Source organism: Brevibacterium yomogidense (assembly GCF_016107685.1).
Lineage (GTDB): Bacteria > Actinomycetota > Actinomycetes > Actinomycetales > Brevibacteriaceae > Brevibacterium > Brevibacterium yomogidense.
In genome coordinates, this window is the sequence record NZ_JABASY010000003.1 from 103,722 (window position 1) to 118,898 (window position 15,177).

The 15,177-nt window shown below is 68.3% G+C and carries 18 protein-coding genes; 1 reads left to right on the forward strand and 17 read right to left on the reverse strand.

The window, feature by feature from the left end; genetic code table 11:
• Positions 1–3: 3 nt before the first annotated feature.
• From frr to rpsB, 4 genes are all read right to left on the reverse strand, one after another.
• On the reverse strand, positions 4–561 hold the full coding sequence (frr, locus tag JFC09_RS08935; RefSeq protein WP_198393676.1) for a ribosome recycling factor: 558 nt from the start codon (positions 559–561) through the stop codon (positions 4–6).
• A gap of 135 nt (positions 562–696) precedes the next feature.
• Complete coding sequence (gene pyrH, locus JFC09_RS08940) at positions 697–1,455, reverse strand: UMP kinase (RefSeq protein ID WP_198393677.1); 759 nt, start codon at positions 1,453–1,455, stop codon at positions 697–699.
• Positions 1,456–1,669: 214 nt separating this feature from the next.
• A complete protein-coding gene (tsf, locus tag JFC09_RS08945) occupies positions 1,670–2,497 on the reverse strand; it encodes a translation elongation factor Ts (protein ID WP_198393678.1) in 828 nt (275 codons plus the stop codon).
• A gap of 67 nt (positions 2,498–2,564) precedes the next feature.
• The gene (gene rpsB, locus JFC09_RS08950; RefSeq protein WP_198393679.1) at positions 2,565–3,548 is read right to left on the reverse strand and encodes a 30S ribosomal protein S2; all 984 of its coding nucleotides are present in this window, start codon (positions 3,546–3,548) and stop codon (positions 2,565–2,567) included.
• 549 nt (positions 3,549–4,097) lie between these two features.
• Between rpsB and JFC09_RS08955 the strand changes: the two genes are divergently transcribed.
• On the forward strand, positions 4,098–5,201 hold the full coding sequence (locus JFC09_RS08955; protein WP_198393680.1) for a D-alanyl-D-alanine carboxypeptidase family protein: 1,104 nt from the start codon (positions 4,098–4,100) through the stop codon (positions 5,199–5,201).
• Positions 5,202–5,226: 25 nt separating this feature from the next.
• On the opposite strand, the gene JFC09_RS08960 is transcribed toward JFC09_RS08955, so the two are convergent.
• From JFC09_RS08960 to rpsP, 13 genes are all read right to left on the reverse strand, one after another.
• On the reverse strand, positions 5,227–6,333 hold the full coding sequence (locus JFC09_RS08960; RefSeq protein ID WP_198393681.1) for a tyrosine recombinase XerC: 1,107 nt from the start codon (positions 6,331–6,333) through the stop codon (positions 5,227–5,229).
• A gap of 19 nt (positions 6,334–6,352) precedes the next feature.
• The gene (gene dprA, locus JFC09_RS08965) at positions 6,353–7,564 is read right to left on the reverse strand and encodes a DNA-processing protein DprA (RefSeq protein WP_198393682.1); all 1,212 of its coding nucleotides are present in this window, start codon (positions 7,562–7,564) and stop codon (positions 6,353–6,355) included.
• A 3-nt stretch (positions 7,565–7,567) separates the two neighbouring features.
• Complete coding sequence (locus JFC09_RS08970) at positions 7,568–9,181, reverse strand: YifB family Mg chelatase-like AAA ATPase (RefSeq protein ID WP_332839715.1); 1,614 nt, start codon at positions 9,179–9,181, stop codon at positions 7,568–7,570.
• Positions 9,178–9,534, reverse strand: a complete 357-nt coding sequence (locus JFC09_RS08975) for a YraN family protein (protein ID WP_198393683.1) — start codon at positions 9,532–9,534, stop codon at positions 9,178–9,180. The genes JFC09_RS08970 and JFC09_RS08975 overlap by 4 nt, the downstream gene beginning before the upstream one ends.
• A gap of 143 nt (positions 9,535–9,677) precedes the next feature.
• A complete protein-coding gene (locus JFC09_RS08980) occupies positions 9,678–9,995 on the reverse strand; it encodes a DUF2469 domain-containing protein (RefSeq protein ID WP_198393684.1) in 318 nt (105 codons plus the stop codon).
• A gap of 55 nt (positions 9,996–10,050) precedes the next feature.
• Positions 10,051–10,746 (reverse strand): ribonuclease HII, encoded by a 696-nt coding sequence (locus tag JFC09_RS08985; RefSeq protein ID WP_198393685.1) that lies wholly within the window; start codon positions 10,744–10,746, stop codon positions 10,051–10,053.
• A complete protein-coding gene (gene lepB / locus JFC09_RS08990; protein ID WP_198393686.1) occupies positions 10,747–11,421 on the reverse strand; it encodes a signal peptidase I in 675 nt (224 codons plus the stop codon).
• Positions 11,422–11,475: 54 nt separating this feature from the next.
• Complete coding sequence (lepB, locus tag JFC09_RS08995) at positions 11,476–12,093, reverse strand: signal peptidase I (RefSeq protein WP_332839716.1); 618 nt, start codon at positions 12,091–12,093, stop codon at positions 11,476–11,478.
• Positions 12,094–12,142: 49 nt separating this feature from the next.
• Positions 12,143–12,484 (reverse strand): 50S ribosomal protein L19, encoded by a 342-nt coding sequence (rplS, locus tag JFC09_RS09000; protein ID WP_198393688.1) that lies wholly within the window; start codon positions 12,482–12,484, stop codon positions 12,143–12,145.
• 167 nt (positions 12,485–12,651) lie between these two features.
• Complete coding sequence (gene trmD / locus JFC09_RS09005; RefSeq protein WP_198394039.1) at positions 12,652–13,584, reverse strand: tRNA (guanosine(37)-N1)-methyltransferase TrmD; 933 nt, start codon at positions 13,582–13,584, stop codon at positions 12,652–12,654.
• Positions 13,584–14,120, reverse strand: a complete 537-nt coding sequence (rimM, locus tag JFC09_RS09010) for a ribosome maturation factor RimM (RefSeq protein ID WP_198393689.1) — start codon at positions 14,118–14,120, stop codon at positions 13,584–13,586. Before rimM ends, trmD begins: the two co-directional genes overlap by 1 nt.
• Positions 14,121–14,326: 206 nt before the next feature.
• Positions 14,327–14,557 (reverse strand): RNA-binding protein, encoded by a 231-nt coding sequence (locus tag JFC09_RS09015; protein ID WP_198393690.1) that lies wholly within the window; start codon positions 14,555–14,557, stop codon positions 14,327–14,329.
• 2 nt (positions 14,558–14,559) lie between these two features.
• A complete protein-coding gene (rpsP, locus tag JFC09_RS09020) occupies positions 14,560–14,994 on the reverse strand; it encodes a 30S ribosomal protein S16 (protein ID WP_198393691.1) in 435 nt (144 codons plus the stop codon).
• Positions 14,995–15,177: the final 183 nt, after the last annotated feature.

Sequence of the window (15,177 nt, forward strand, 5' to 3'; positions counted from 1 at the left end):
GACTCAGACCTCGAGCAGTTCGGCTTCCTTGGCCTCCAGGAGACGATCGATGTCGTCGGTCTTCGACTTCGTGATCTCGTCGAGCTCCTTGATGCCGCGGTCAGCCTCGTCCTCGCCCACATCGCCGTCCTTCGACATGCGTTCGAGCGTCTCCTTCGCCCTGCGGCGGATGTTGCGGATCGACACCTTGCCGTCCTCCGCCTTCGTCTTCACGACCTTCACGTACTCCTTGCGGCGCTCCTCCGTGAGCTGCGGGAGGACCACGCGGATGACGTTCCCGTCGTTCGCCGGATTCGCACCCAGGTCCGAGTTGCGCAGGGCGGTCTCGATGTCGCCCATCGCGTTGCGGTCGTACGGCGTGATGATGACCGTGCGCGCTTCGGGCACCTGGAACGACGCGAGCTGCTGCATGGGCGTCGGCGAGCCGTAGTAGTCGACGAGGAGGTTCGAGAAGAGCGCAGGGTTCGCACGTCCTGTGCGGATGTTCCCGAACTCCTCCTGCGTCACCTCGATGGCCTTGTCCATCTTCTGGCGCGCCTCGCTGAGAGTCTCCTTGATCACGGTGTCCTCGTTTCCTCTTTCGTGCCGGGTCGACCTGTGCGGGTCACAGCGGGTGCGCCACGACTGGCGTGACCGGCGGGATGGCTGCTGAAAGTACTGGTGTCGATTCTACGGTCTGCGGGAACGTCGTCCCACTCACGCAGTGACGAGGGTGCCGATCGGGTCGCCCGCGATCGCCCTGCTGAGGTTCCCTTCGCCTTCCATGCCGAACACGCGCATCGGCAGCGCGTTGTCCATGCAGAGGGAGAACGCCGTCGCGTCGACGACCTTGAGGCCGCGCACCAGCGCGTCCTGGTAGGTGAGCGTGTCGAGCTTCTTCGCGTCGGGGTTGCTGCGGGGGTCGTCGTCGTACACGCCGTCCACCCCGTTCTTCGCGATGAGCACTTCATCCGCGTTGATCTCCAGCGCACGCTGCGCTGCGACCGTGTCCGTGGAGAAGAACGGCATGCCCGCGCCCGCACCGAAGATGACGATCCGGTTCTTCTCCATGTGGCGGATCGCACGCCGGGGGATGTACGACTCTGCGACCTGCGACATGGGGATCGCGGTCTGCACACGCGTGTCCACGCCCGCCTGCTCGAGGAAGTCCTGCAGCGCGAGGCAGTTCATCACGGTGCCGAGCATCCCCATGTAGTCCGCCCGGGTGCGGTCCATCCCGCGCTGGGAGAGCTCTGCACCGCGGAAGAAGTTGCCGCCGCCCACGACGATGCTCACCTCGACGTCGGGGATGGTCGTCGCAATCTGCCGTGCGACGTGGGAGACGACGTCCGGGTTCACTCCGACCGCGCCTCCGCCGAACACCTCGCCCGACAGCTTGAGCATCACGCGCCTCCGCTGAGCGCGTGGGGCGGTTACGTCATCACGGCCCGAGGTGTGGACCGGCGTGTGATTCATTGTCATGTCTCCTGCGAGCTCGGGGCCACCGTTCCGCTGCGCACCTCTGTCAGATGCCCAGCGGGCCGCCGTCGAGTCTACCGGTAGCCCGGTCGTGCACGTGCACAGACGCCGACAGGGCGGCACCCCCGGAAGGGTGCCGCCCTGTCAGAGCAGTGGCGCTTATCAGAGTGATGGCGCCTGGCCGTCCCGGTGACGGATCACCGGGGGGCGGTCAGGAACCCACGCGGAAGCGCACGAAGCCCGTGGGCTTCACGCCGGCCTCTTCGAGGACCGACGCAACCGACTTCTTGGGATCCTTCGCGAACCCCTGGTCGACCAGGACGTTCTCCTTGAAGAACCCGTTCACGCGGCCTTCGATGATCTTCGGCAGAGCCTGCTCCGGCTTGCCTTCGTTGCGCGCGGTCTCCTCAGCGATGGCACGCTCCTTCTCCACGAGGTCCGCCGGAACGTCCTCGCGCGAGAAGTAGGTGGGCGAGAGCGCCGCGATGTGGACGGCCACATCGTGTGCGACGGTCTCGTCGTCGCCCTCGAAACCGAGCAGAACGCCGACCTGCGGGGGCAGGTCCTTGTTCGTGCGGTGCAGGTAGGACTCGACCTTCGCAGCCTCGACACGGGCGACGCGCTTGAGCTCGACCTTCTCGCCCAGCGACGCACCGCCCTCCGTGATGAGCTGGGAGACGGGCTTGCCGTCCACCTCGACGTTGACGAACGACTCCGCGTCCGTCGCGGCGTGCTCGACGGCCAGCGCGAGGATCCGGTCCGCCAGTTCGATGAACTTGTCCGACTTCGCGACGAAATCCGTCTCGGAGTTGAACTCGATCATCGTGCCCACGCCGCCTTCGACGTGCGTGGCGACGAGACCGTCAGAGGTCGCGCGGCCCTCACGCTTGGTGGCGCCCTTGAGACCCTTCACACGGAGGACCTCGATCGCCTTCGCCTGGTCGCCATCGGCCTCGTCGAGGGCCTTCTTGACGTCCATCATGCCCGCGCCGGTCTTCTCGCGGAGCTCCTTGATGTCAGCAGCGGTGTAGTTGGCCATACGCACTCCTTCTTCTGGGAGGTGTGTGCCCACAGCCGGCGGGTGGGCCGGCTGTGGGCGTGAACGATCAGGCTTCGGTCGACTCGGTGTCGGCCTCAGCGGCTTCGGGGGCCTCGGCAGCGGGGGTCTCCGCGGCCTCGGCAGCAGGGGTGTCCGCGGCCTCGGCAGCGGGAGCCTCAGCGGCAGGCGCCTCAGCGGCGGGGGCTTCCGCAGCGGGAGCCTCAGCGGCCTCGGCGGCGGGAGCGTCTGCTGCGGGGGTTTCCGCAGCGGCGGTCTCGGTCGACCCCTCGAGGAGCTCGCGCTCCCACTCCGGCATCGGCTCGACGGCGGAGACGTTCTTCTCCCCGCCCTCGTCCACACCGTGGCGCGTCATGAGACCCTCGGCCACCGCATCCGCGACGACGCGGGTCAGCAGGTTGACGGAGCGGATGGAGTCGTCGTTGCCCGGGACCGGGTAGGAGACCTCATCCGGATCGCAGTTCGTGTCGAGGATCGCGATGATCGGGATGCCGAGCTTCCGCGCCTCGTCGACCGCGAGGTGCTCCTTCTTCGTGTCGACGAGCCAGACGGCGGACGGGGTCCGCTGCATGTCCCGGATACCACCGAGCGTGCGGTCGAGCTTGTCCTTCTCACGACGGAGGATGAGGAGTTCCTTCTTCGTGTACATCGACGACGCGACGTCGTCGAAGTCGATCTCCTCGAGCTCCTTCAGGCGCGCCAGACGACCGGAGATCGTCTGGAAGTTCGTGAGCATGCCACCCAGCCAGCGCTGGTTGACGTAGGGCTGGCCGACACGCTGGGCCTGCTCCGCGATCGCTTCCTGCGCCTGCTTCTTCGTGCCGACGAACAGGATCGTGCCGCCGTGCGACACGGTCTCCTTCACGAAGTCGTAGGCCGAGTCGATGTACCCCAGCGTCTGCTGGAGGTCGATGATGTAGATGCCGTTGCGCTCCGTGAAGATGAAGCGCTTCATCTTCGGGTTCCAACGGCGGGTCTGGTGTCCGAAGTGGACGCCGCTGTCGAGCAGCTGGCGCATGGTGACGACGGCCATGCCGACGACTCCTTCCACGTGTGCCCCGCACCCGCGGGTGCACACGTATGTCAGGCTGGAACGCACTCCTTCCGGACATCCCCGCCGGCACGATGCGCCGCGGGCATGGACAGGAGAGGGTCCGTTTCAGCGTTTCCGGTTTCTGCCTGGCATCCGCGTTCCCCACCGGCGAGCACAGGCTCGCACCGTCGGCCGGGATCGGGTGTTCGGATGCGCGAAGTCAGCCTGTGCCCGTGAGTTCGTCCGACGCCTCACGACCGGGGCCGAACGGCGGAATTCCGAAGCGAACGGACACAGTGCTGCTGGGAGCATCCTACTGTGCTCCAGCCCGCCGAGCCAATCGGGGCCCGGGACGACGGGCTGTCGGGAGCCGGGGTGATCGCCGGTCGGAGCCGGCGATGAGGGGGTGTCGGTACCGGGGACGACGGGTGCGGAGGCTGGGGACATGACCCATCGCCGCACGTACACGTTCCTGGGGAGGAGTGGGACGCTCTCCACAGGTACAGGAAGGGCCTGGGGCTGGCGCGGGCTGCCCGCTTCGCTGGGTGGATGAACGCGCACCCCTACACCTCGCTCCCTCGACGGACGCAGCACCCGGGCCTCCGCCTTCCCCGCCGGAGGCTCCCGAAGAGACCGGCCTCCGCGGCACTGCGCCGATCGGGACGACTGCTCATCGTCGCCGTGCTGGGGCTGCTCCTGCCCCTCCTGGCAGCGCCTCCCGGGTACGCGGTCGTCGCACCGGCGAGCCCTCTCAGCGGCGAGGCTGCGGCAGTGCAGCACCCGACGGATTGGATCGCCCCGGTCCCCTCCCCCACTGTCGTGCGCGGTTTCGATCCGCCGGAGGAGAACTGGCAGGCAGGTCATCGCGGGGTCGACATCGCGGCGCTCCCGGGCGAACCCATCCGCGCTCCGGCACACGGAACGGTGCGGTACGCCGGCGTGGTCGCAGGCAAGCCGCTCGTGAGTGTCACCGTCCGGGACTGGGTCATGAGCGTCGAAAACGTCGACGCATCGGTGCGCACCGGCGACGACGTGTACCCCGGGCACGTGATCGGCGCGGTATCGAGTCCTTCCCATTGCGATGACGGCTGCGTCCACGTGGGCGTGTGGCCCGATGGGGAGAAGACGTCGTACGTCGACCCCATGCCCTTCTTCGGTCGTGGAGACACCATCCTGCTGCCCGACTCAGAAGCGCCGGACGAACTCCCCGAGGTCCCACAGGACTCCGGACGCAGCGGTGCCGGACCCTGGGGTGGGCACCAGAACGGGCGGATCCCCTCCGTCGCCCTCTGCGCTCTGGAGACCGCACCCGGGCATCTGATGCGCTGCGACGCGGCACGCGCCTTCGACGAGATGAGTCGCGCCTATCAGCAGGAGTTCGGCACCCGGATCTCCGTGACGGACTCGTACCGCGACTACGACACCCAGGTGATCCTCAAACGGCGCAAGGGCCGTATGGCCGCCACACCGGGAACCTCCAACCACGGCTGGGGCCTGGCGATGGACCTGGGAGGCGGCATCAATCGCTTCGGCACCGCTGCCCACCGGTGGATGCAGTCGAACGCATCGAGGTTCGGCTATACCCACCCGGCATGGGCCCGTCAGAACGGCTCGCTGCCGGAAGCCTGGCACTGGGAGTACGCCGGCGGATGACCTCGCTCCCGCGACCACGACTGCTCTACGCCCGGGGGTGAGCCTGCTTGTAGACCGCGGCCAGCCGCCCCATCGACACGTGGGTGTAGATCTGGGTCGAGCTGAGCGCCGCGTGTCCCAGATACTCCTGCACCTGCCGGATGTCCGCACCATTCTCCACCATGTGTGTGGCCGCCGAATGCCGGAGGCCGTGCGGGGACAGTGGGGGCGCACCCCGCACTGCTGTCGTGGCGCGCCTGACGACTCGTCGCACCTGCCGCACATCGATGCGGCCGCCGCGCACTCCGAGGAAGAGAGCGGGTCCGGACCGCTCCGTCACGAGTGAGGGCCTCCCCCGCCGCTGCCATGCATCGACCGCACGCTCCGCGGGCACCCCGAACGGCACGCGCCTCACCTTGCCGCCCTTGCCCACCACCGTCACGAGCCGTGCCTCGCGATCCACGTCGTCGATGTCGAGGCCCGCGAGCTCCGCCACGCGCAGGCCCGTGGCGTAGAGCAGTTCGAGCATCGCGGCGTCCCGGAGTGCTTCTGCAGGATCCTGCACTTTCGCCGTGCCCGGACGGCCCGAGCTGTCAACCGCGTCGGACCCATCGGACGTGTCAGTGGTGTCCGAGGTGTCTGAGGTGTCTGAGGTGTCCGACGGGTGAGAGCCGTCGGAGTCGTCGGGGACGGACGAACGGTCTGCTGCCATCACCGCATCACTGACGCCGTCGAGCACCTGTTCCGCATGCTCCTGCTGCAGCACGGTGGGCAGACGGGAGGGCTTCTTGGGCGAGCGCAGACGGGTGGAGGGATCCTTGCTGATGCGGCCGGAGCGGAGGCACTGTCCGAAGAACCGGCGCACAGCCGCCGTCCGGCGGGCGATCGTCGACGGGGCGGACCCGTCCCGGGACATCGAGAGCACCCAGTCGCGCAGGTTGCCCGCTTCGATGGCGTCGAGCGGGAGCCCCGTCGCGTCCGGACCTTCGAAGTCCGCGAGCAGGCGGCAGACGTCGCCCACGTAGGCGCGTCGCGTGTGGCCGGAGGCGCCGCGCTCGATCCTCAGGTGCGCGTCGAACTCCTCCACCGCGTCGATGTAGGCGGGGTCGTGCAGATACCGGTCGATGAGATCGCCCGTGGGGGAAGCAGGCATGACTCCAGGGTAGCGCCCGTCACACCGGTCGCGCCGGAGGCTCCGCCTTCGTCCAGCCCCGGTCCGTCCTCCGTGCGTGGCCGCCCAGTTCCAGCATTCCCAGAGCGGACATCGCGGCGCCGATGCTGAGACCGGCACGTGCTGCGAGGGTGGGCACGTCGACGCCCCGGCGTGCCGGCAGCGCGGAGTACACCTGCAGCTGTTCGGGAGTCATGGTGTCCGTGACCCGCAGTTCCGTCTGCACCTCGTCCTCGCCGTCCAGCGCCTCCGACAGCGAACCTGCCAGGGCGATGACGTCCTGGGCGTCCGTCACGAGGACGGCCGCACCCTCGTGCAGCAGGCGGTGGCAGCCCGACGACTGGTCGCTCAGCACGGAACCGGGGACTGCACCGACGGGTCGCAGGAGTTCGGCCGCCCTGTTCGCGGTGTTGAGTGCACCGGAGCGGTGGCCCGCCGCCGTGACGACGGTGGCGCGTGACGCCGCAGCTATGAGCCGGTTGCGCAGCAGGAAGCGATGGCGCATAGCAGTCTGTCCCGGAGCCGCTTCCGACACGACTGCACCACTGCGCACGACCTCCGTGAGCAGTTCGTGATTCCCGCGTGGGTAGAGGGTGTCAGCGCCACCTGCCATGAAGGCGACCGTCATGCCGTCCGCCCCGAGCGCCGTTCGATGCGCGGCGGCGTCGACACCGTAGGCCCCGCCGGAGACGATCGTGTACCCGGCACCGGCGAGGTCCCATGTGAGCATCTTTGTGACGGTGAGACCGTAGGGGTCCGCGGCCCGGGCACCGACGACGGCGACCGACCGTTCGAGCACAGTCTTGAGCGACGCCGGACCGCGTACCCACAGGGCGATCGGCGCGTGCGTCCCCAGGTCGTCCATCCCCCGCGGCCATTCGTCGTCCGCGGGGAGCACGAGCCTCCCGTCGAGGCGCTCCATCACCCGCAGATCCCGCGCCCCGTCCAGCTCCGAAGCTCGCACCGCCCATCGGCCGAACGCGTCGCCGACCCGCTTCCCGCACACCGCCGTGCCATCGCCGTCGTCCGACCCTCCCAGCTCTTCGACGATGACCTCCGTCGCCTTCCGGTGGTCACGGGCGTCGCTGCTCAGCGCCAGCCCGCGGGCGTCCTGGAAGCCGACGGCTCTGACGAGCGCCGCCAGCAGGACATCGCCCGGCTCAGCCATCCGCACGAGGTCTGCGGCCGCTTCCCTCACTGCGAGAGTGTCCATGTCTCATCCTTCCTGCGTGCGCATGAGCAGGGCGGCGCCCAGCTCCTCCGTGCCGGGCCGTTCCTTGCCGGCCAGGTCGGCGATCGTCGTCGCGATGCGCAGGACACGGTCGTATCCCCGCATGGTGAGGGCGCCCGTCTCCAGCGCGCGGTCCAGGAGGTGCGTCTCGCGCGCAGCGAATCGGAAGTGGCCGCGCAACCACCCTCCCGGTGTCCTCCCGTTCGTCGTCCAGTCCCGCCCCGCGTAGCGTTCGGCCTGTACCTGCCGCGCCGCGACCACTCTCTGTCGCACGTGCGCCGACGCTTCACGCGGCTCCTGCGCGTGCACATCCGCCGGAGTCACGGGCAGCATCTGCAGTCGCAGGTCGATCCGGTCGAGCAGCGGGCCCGAGAGCCTCCCCCGATACCGCCGGCGGTCCATCGGCGTGCACGTGCACCCGGGCGCACTCGTTCCGCCTGTTCCGCACGGGCACGGATTGGCCGCCATGACCAGCTGGAACCGGCTCGGCAGGTCGACGGCTCCCCAGCTGCGCGACACGCGGCACCACCCTGATTCGAGCGGCTCTCGCAGAGCTTCCAGCACATCGCGGGAGAACTCCGGTGCCTCGTCCATGAAGAGGACCCCGTGATGCGCTCTCGAGAACACGCCCACACTGTTGGGCCGCGAGCTGCCGAGCATCGCCGCAGCCGTCGTGCGGTGATGCGGTGTCTCGAACGGCGGCAGCGGCGGGACATCCCGAGCAGAGAACGTCCCCGCGAGCGACGCGAGTGCGAGCACCTCCACCGCGGCGTTCTCGTCGAGCGGCGGGAGGATCCCCGGCAGGCATCCGGCGAGGAGAGTCTTCCCCGCACCCGGTGACCCCGTCATGATCAGGTGGTGTCCACCCGCGGCGGCGACCTCGAGCGCGTAGCGCGCATCGTCCTGTCCCTGCACCTGGGCGAGGTCGTGGACGTCGGGCCGCTGTCCGTGCGTCACACTGCGGTCCCGCACGATCTCCACGGGTCCGGGCACCATGTCCGCGCCGAACCAGGCCGCGCATTCGGCGACGCTCGCGACCGGGAGGATCTTCGCACCGGGGACCAGGTTCGCCTCCTCGGCGCTGCCCGCAGGCACGACGAAGTGGGTGAAGCCCGCTCGCAGGCCGGACACGATCGTCGGCAGCACGCCGGGCACCGGGACGATCCGTCCGTCCAACCCGAGTTCCCCGCAGAACACCACACCAGTCGTGCGGTCGGCGTCGACGATCCCTTCGGCCCCCAGCACCGCCGTCGCGATCGCCAGATCGAAACCGCTCCCGATCTTCCGGACGCTGCCCGGCGACAGCGACACCGTGTACCGCATCGCCTTCAGCCGCACGCCCAGGTTGCTGAGTGCCGCACGGATCCGCTTGCGGGATTCGCTCACTGACGCATCGGGCAGCCCGACGACGTCGATGCCGGGGATGCCGGGATTCACGCTCGATTCGACGATCACGTGCGTGCCGTCCAGACCGGACAGCGCGATCGCCTCCGTCCGCCCCAGCTTCACCGGTCGGGGTGTCCCGACAGACGACGGGAGCTCTTCGGAACCCGGCATTGCGGCGCTCATCCCGTTCACCCGGGGTTCCGCGGCACTCATTCGAGCCCCTCGAGGTGCGTGAGCTCAGGGGCCAGTGCGTCCCAGATGATCCCGATGACGTCGATCCGGAAGCGCGGGATGAAATCGTCCTGCGCCGACAACCACGCTCCAGCAGTCCGCCGCATCCTCGCGGCCTTGCTGGGACCGATCGTCTCCAGCGGGTGTCCCGCGTTCACGGTGGACCGGGTGCGCACTTCGATGAAGACGACCGTGACCGCGTCCGGCGCGATCGCGATGATGTCGATCTCGCCGTGGCGGCACCGCCAGTTCCGCTCGTGGATGGTCCACCCGTGCGATTCGAGGTGCTTCACCGCGAAGTCCTCGCCGTGGCGGCCCAAAATCTGTCTGCTCATGCCTCCATGACAGGGGCTGAATCAGGTGGCGAACAGGGCCCCACCATGTCTGTGGACTGTCGCGGCTGCGCCCACAGCGCCGTGTGCGCATCATGAGCCACACCTGTCGCTGCGTTGTGACGCGCAGTCGATCGGGGCTCCGTCTATCGCCTCAGCGAGGTCGGCGGCTCCAGTTCGGTCTTCGCGAGCTCCTCGATGTTCACGTCCTTGAAGGTGAGCACGTGGACGTGCTTGACGAAGCGGGCGGAGCGGAAGGTGTCCCACACCCAGGCGTCCTGGAGCGTCAGCTCGAAGTAGATGTCCGTACCCGCTTCGTGCGCTTTGAGGTCCACCGAATTCGCAAGGTAGAAGCGACGGTCCGTCTCCACCACGTACGAGAAGAGGCCCACGACGTCCCGGTACTCACGGTAGAGCTGGAGTTCCTGATCCGCCTCGTAGTTCTCAAGATCCTCAGCACTCATAGGGGCCATCCTAGCCATGCGCGCCATCGGATGGGGGACGACGGATGCGGGTCGCTCACAGCGCCCAGGACCGGCGATGGTGCTCGGTCACGCCCAGCGATGCGATCGCCTCGCGGTGCGCCGCAGACCCGTACCCGACATTCGAGCACCAGCCGTAGCCCGGGAGTTCCGCATCGAGTGCCTGCATGCGTGCGTCCCGGTCGACCTTGGCAAGCACGCTTGCCGCCGCGATCGTGGCGACCGACCCGTCGCCCTTGACGATCGTCCGCACTCGCGGCACCTCCACGTCCGCTGCGTCACCGAACACGAGTCCCGCATCGAGGGTCAGCGGCGCGGACAGCCAGTCGTGGCTGCCGTCCAGGAGCACCAGGTCGATGTCGCCGTGTGCCGCGAGCGCCGCGAGGGCGCGGCGGCCCGCGAGGCACAGGGCGAGCGAGATGCCGACCGCGTCGATCTCCTGAGCGCTCGCGTAGGCCACGGCGTGCTCGGGGCGCCACGCGGCCACCGTCCGGGCCAGTGTTCCGCGGAGGGACACCGGGACCTGTTTCGAATCCCTGAGGCCATCGGGGACACGGGACACGTCACGATCCGATCCGTCTGCGAGTGCCTGCGCGTCGACCCGGACGGCGCCGACGCCTACGGGACCCGCAAGTGCGCCACGACCCACTTCGTCCATCCCCACGAGAAAGCGCGCACCGGAGGCGTGGCATTCGACCTCGACGTCGTGTCGAGTGATCTCTGCGACGCGCATTCAGGCCCCCTGCGGGTCCGGGACGGTCGCGAACGTCTTCTCGTCGCTGCCCATCCAGCGCAGACGGTCCAGTGGCCAGTTGATGACGAACACTTCGCCCACCACACCGTCTGCCGGCACGAAGGGGCCGCCCGTGGCGTTCGTGTTGTAGCGGGAGTCCAAGGAGTTGCTGCGGTTGTCGCCCATCACCCAGTAGTGGCCTTCGGGGACATCCACGGAGAACGGCACATCGGAGGGGGTGACACCGGGGTACAGGTAGGAGGATTCGTCGATCGGCTCGCCGTTCACCATGAGGTGCCCCTGGTCATCACAGCATTCGACGGTGTCGCCGCCGACCCCGATGACGCGCTTGATGAGCTGCGTTCCGGCGTCTGCAGGCTGCAGCCCGACGAAGACGAGCACAGGGTTGGGCTTGTACTGAGCGGTGACACCAGGGGCCAGCCAGCCGCCCGGATCGTCGAAGACGATCACGTCACCGCGTTCGACGTCGTTGAAGAACAGCTGGTTCACCATGACTCGATCGCCCACCTCGAGCGTCTGCTGCATCGATGCCGACGGGATGTGGAAGCTGCGCACGACGAAGGTCTTGAGCGCCCACGACACGATGAGGGCGATGATGATGATGATCGCGAATTCGCGGATCGTGCCCCACAGGGACTTGGTCTCACCCTGCATGCTGTCTCCTCCACTCACGATCGCTCAGTCTAGCGCCGCGGGTCCGGTTCGCCGTCACTCCGCTCCGAGCACGGTGCCGATGAGTCTCTCCTCACGGATCATGCCGCCGCCCGGCCGACCCAGGAGGTCGCGGGAATCCGTCGAGTCGTAGCGGTTGTCTCCCAGCAGCCAGAGCCTGTCAGCAGGCACCTCGACAGCGAATTCCGTGCCCGAGGCCGCTGCCGCCCGATCCTTGAGGTACGGCTCGTCGAGGGGCTCACCGTTGACGAGGAGACTGCCGTTCTCATCGCAGCACTGCACGGTGTCACCTGCCACTCCGATGACGCGCTTGACGTAGTACACGTCGCGGGGCCCGATCCCGAACCACGCACCCATCTGTGCGAACATGTCCGGCGGAAGGCTCCCGACGAAGGATCCGCGCCCGTCGACGACGACGACGTCCCCGCGGTCCACGGTGTGCAGCAGCGCGGGTGCCCGCAGCGCGACGATCCGATCCCCGGGTTCCAGCGTGGGTGACATCGACGCAGACGGGACGACGAACGACTGGAGGCCGACTCCGCGGATGAGACCGGCGAGGACGACTGCGATGAGGAGGACGAGGCCTCCGATCCGCATCCATGCCCGCCAGCCCCCGGACGACGCACGAGGGCGCGACCCGGGATTCCGGGTCACGCCCTCGTGAGCATCGTCAGATGCCTGCATCGCGGCGGGATGCGCCGCGTCAGCGCTTCTCGCGGATGCGTGCGGCCTTGCCGCGGAGGCTGCGCAGGTAGTACAGCTTCGCCCGGCGGACGTCACCGCGGACGTTCACCTCGATCTTCTCGATGATGGGCGAGTGCACCGGGAAGGTACGCTCGACGCCCACACCGAAGCTGATCTTGCGGACGGAGAAGGTCTCGCGGATGCCGGTGCCCTGGCGGCGGATGACGACGCCCTTGAACACCTGGATACGCGAACGGCTGCCCTCGATGACGCGGACGTCGACGGAGACGGTGTCGCCTGCACGGAACTCCGGCAGGTCGGTCTTCATCGACTTCTGGTCGACGAAATCAAGCTTCTGCATGATGTCACTCCTGATCGCTCGCCCCGGGACGGGTGATCGTTGTTCAGCCCCACGGTCATGCCGTGAGAGAGATGGATTCGTCCGTCCGGTGGCACCCTGTGACAGGAGAACCGCCACCGCCAGCGCCGTCTCCCCCGAGGCAGAGCGGCCGCAACGAACGCAATCGCCTATTCTGCCAGACCCGACCCGCTTGCTTCAACGCGGGACGAGCCGGCCTCCCGCTGCTCCTCTTCCTGAGCCCCCGTCGTCGCCTCACGCAGCACCTCGCTGTCGCGGGCGTCCAGCGATCCCGCAGGGAGGACGGCCAGCAGGTCCGGCCGGGTCGCTGCAGTGCGGCGCAGACGCTGGTCGCGACGCCATCGTGCGACCTTCCCGTGGTCGCCGGACAGCAGGATGGACGGGACGTCCAGTCCTCGCCAAGTGGCGGGTTTCGTGTAGACCGGGTATTCGAGCAGCCCGTCCTCGTGGCTCTCCTCGTCGAGGGATCCGGGGTTGCCGATGACTCCCGGCAGCAGGCGTGCGATCGCCTCCACCATCGCGAGGACGGCCACCTCTCCCCCGTTGAGGACATAGTCGCCGATGCTCATCGGGCGGACTTCCATCCGCTGTGACGCCCAGTCGATCACGCGCTGGTCGATCCCCTCGTAGCGACCGCACGCGAAGACCAGGTGATCCCGTGATGCGAGCTCACGTGCGGTGGTCTGGGTGAAGACCTCACCGGCAGGGCTGGGGACGATGAGGACGGGCCGGGCGCGGACCGCAGCGGCGCTGTCCTCCGCAGCGGGCACCTCGGCGACGGGCTCCCCCGCTGACGACGCCCCGGCGACGGACTCCCCGGATGGCGAAACTTCGGCGACCGGCACGTCGGGGGTGGCTGACAGGACCGTGTCGAGCGCTTCGCCCCACGGCTCCGGCTTCATCACCATGCCCGCACCTCCCCCGTAGGGGGTGTCGTCGACGGTGCGGTGACGGTCGTGAGTCCACTCCCGCAGATCGTGCACAGTGAGGTCCAGCAGGCGCTTCTCCCGCGCACGGCCGATGAGGCTCAGATCCAGCGGGGCGAGGTACTCCGGGAAGATGCTGAAGACGTCCAGCCGCATCACGATTCCGGGCTCTCCGTGCGGTCGTCCGTCTCGTCACCGTCGATGAGTCCCGGCGGAGGTGTGAGGAGGACGCGCCCGGTCTCCACGTCCACTTCGGGAACGATCTCCTCGACGAAGGGGACGAGCACCCCCTCGCCCTCAACCGTCTCGACGTGCAGAAGGTCCTGCATGACGCCGACCGTCAGATCGGTGACCGTGCCGACGAGACCTCCCGCGGCCAGGTGCACTTCGAGCCCGCGGAGTTCCTCGACGGTCCACGCGTCGTCCTCGACCTCGTCGTCCTCCGCATCCACCAGGATGAGCGTGTTGCGGACCTCCTCCGCACGCGTGCGGGTCGGGACCTCCTCGAACGTGAGCAGCAGCCGATCACGATGCCAACGAGCACGCTCGAGCGTGAGCTCCCCGATGTCCGGATCCGTCGTGAAGACCGCGCCGGCGACGAACCGCGCATCGGGATCGTCCGTGCGGACCTCCACCGTGACCTCACCGTGTATCCCGTGTGGCTTGCCCAGACGGGCGGCGACCTGACTCATGCTCCTCCTGGGTTCGCACACTGCAGCTGGGGCAGCGCTCCGATGTCTGCCCCCGCGGATGTATGCGCCAATCGTGCCACACGGAACACCGATGGCGGACACCCGCAGCGCCGCACAGGCGGTGCCGCACGCACAGCGAAGGGCCCCACCACCTCGAGGAGGTGATGGGGCCCTTCAGCACACTGAAGCTCAGCTGTGCATGATGCTCAACCGTCGATGAGATCGACGCGCACGCGTTCACGCCCGGCCAGCGCACCGATGACGGTCCGCAGTGCCTTGGCGGTGCGGCCTGCACGCCCGATCACGCGACCGAGGTCGTCGGGGTGCACCCGGACCTCGAGCGTCGTCCCGCGGCCGCCGCCGCGCGTGCGCACGGAGACGTCGTCGGGATTGTCCACGATCCCGCGGACCAGGTGGTCGAGAGCGTCAGACAGCATGATCAGGCCTCGGCCTGGTCTGCGTCCTCAGCCGGGGTCTCCGCAGGAGCGTCGGCTGCTGCTTCCTCCGAGGCTTCGGCAGGTGCTTCCTTCGGCTTCTCGACGATGACCGACGCTGCCGCCGGTGCTTCGAAGGACTCCTTCGCGGAACGACCCTTCACGGTGTTGACGGCCTCGCCCTCGCCGGTGAACTTCTGCCAGTCACCGGTGAGCTTGAGGAGCGCCTTCACCTGGTCCGAAGGCTGCGCGCCCACGGACAGCCAGTACTGCGCACGCTCGGAGTCGATCTCGATGAACGAGGGCTCTCCGGTGGGGTGGTACTTGCCGATCTGCTCGATCGCGCGACCGTCCCGACGGGTGCGGGAATCAGCGACGACGACACGGTAGAACGGAGCACGGACCTTGCCCATGCGGGTGAGGCGGATCTTGACTGCCACGAGAGTGGTGTCTCCTTCTGATGAGGTGTGAGAATCCGGACCCGTCCGTGGGGACAGACGGTATGCGTACTCTGCGTGTAGTCGAGCGCCCGCGGTTGAGAGGGTCCGCGCACGCTCGGGTACAGCGATAGATTATGCCAGAAACCGATGGCCGAGAGGAAACCGGGCCGGTGAGCCCGCCAC

Bases quoted from the DNA above. Each gene is read 5' to 3' on its own strand.
- pyrH (WP_198393677.1), bottom strand. From the start codon at position 1,455: ATGAATCACACGCCGGTCCACACCTCGGGCCGTGATGACGTAACCGCC.
- tsf (WP_198393678.1), bottom strand. From the start codon at position 2,497: ATGGCCAACTACACCGCTGCTGACATCAAGGAGCTCCGCGAGAAGACC.
- rpsB (WP_198393679.1), bottom strand. From the start codon at position 3,548: ATGGCCGTCGTCACCATGCGCCAGCTGCTCGACAGCGGCGTCCACTTC.
- JFC09_RS08955 (WP_198393680.1), top strand. From the start codon at position 4,098: ATGAACGCGCACCCCTACACCTCGCTCCCTCGACGGACGCAGCACCCG.
- JFC09_RS08960 (WP_198393681.1), bottom strand. From the start codon at position 6,333: ATGCCTGCTTCCCCCACGGGCGATCTCATCGACCGGTATCTGCACGAC.
- dprA (WP_198393682.1), bottom strand. From the start codon at position 7,564: ATGGACACTCTCGCAGTGAGGGAAGCGGCCGCAGACCTCGTGCGGATG.
- JFC09_RS08970 (WP_332839715.1), bottom strand. From the start codon at position 9,181: ATGAGTGCCGCGGAACCCCGGGTGAACGGGATGAGCGCCGCAATGCCG.
- JFC09_RS08975 (WP_198393683.1), bottom strand. From the start codon at position 9,534: ATGAGCAGACAGATTTTGGGCCGCCACGGCGAGGACTTCGCGGTGAAG.
- JFC09_RS08980 (WP_198393684.1), bottom strand. From the start codon at position 9,995: ATGAGTGCTGAGGATCTTGAGAACTACGAGGCGGATCAGGAACTCCAG.
- JFC09_RS08985 (WP_198393685.1), bottom strand. From the start codon at position 10,746: ATGCGCGTCGCAGAGATCACTCGACACGACGTCGAGGTCGAATGCCAC.
- lepB (WP_198393686.1), bottom strand. From the start codon at position 11,421: ATGCAGGGTGAGACCAAGTCCCTGTGGGGCACGATCCGCGAATTCGCG.
- rplS (WP_198393688.1), bottom strand. From the start codon at position 12,484: ATGCAGAAGCTTGATTTCGTCGACCAGAAGTCGATGAAGACCGACCTG.
- trmD (WP_198394039.1), bottom strand. From the start codon at position 13,584: ATGCGGCTGGACGTCTTCAGCATCTTCCCGGAGTACCTCGCCCCGCTG.
- rimM (WP_198393689.1), bottom strand. From the start codon at position 14,120: ATGAGTCAGGTCGCCGCCCGTCTGGGCAAGCCACACGGGATACACGGT.
- JFC09_RS09015 (WP_198393690.1), bottom strand. From the start codon at position 14,557: ATGCTGTCTGACGCTCTCGACCACCTGGTCCGCGGGATCGTGGACAAT.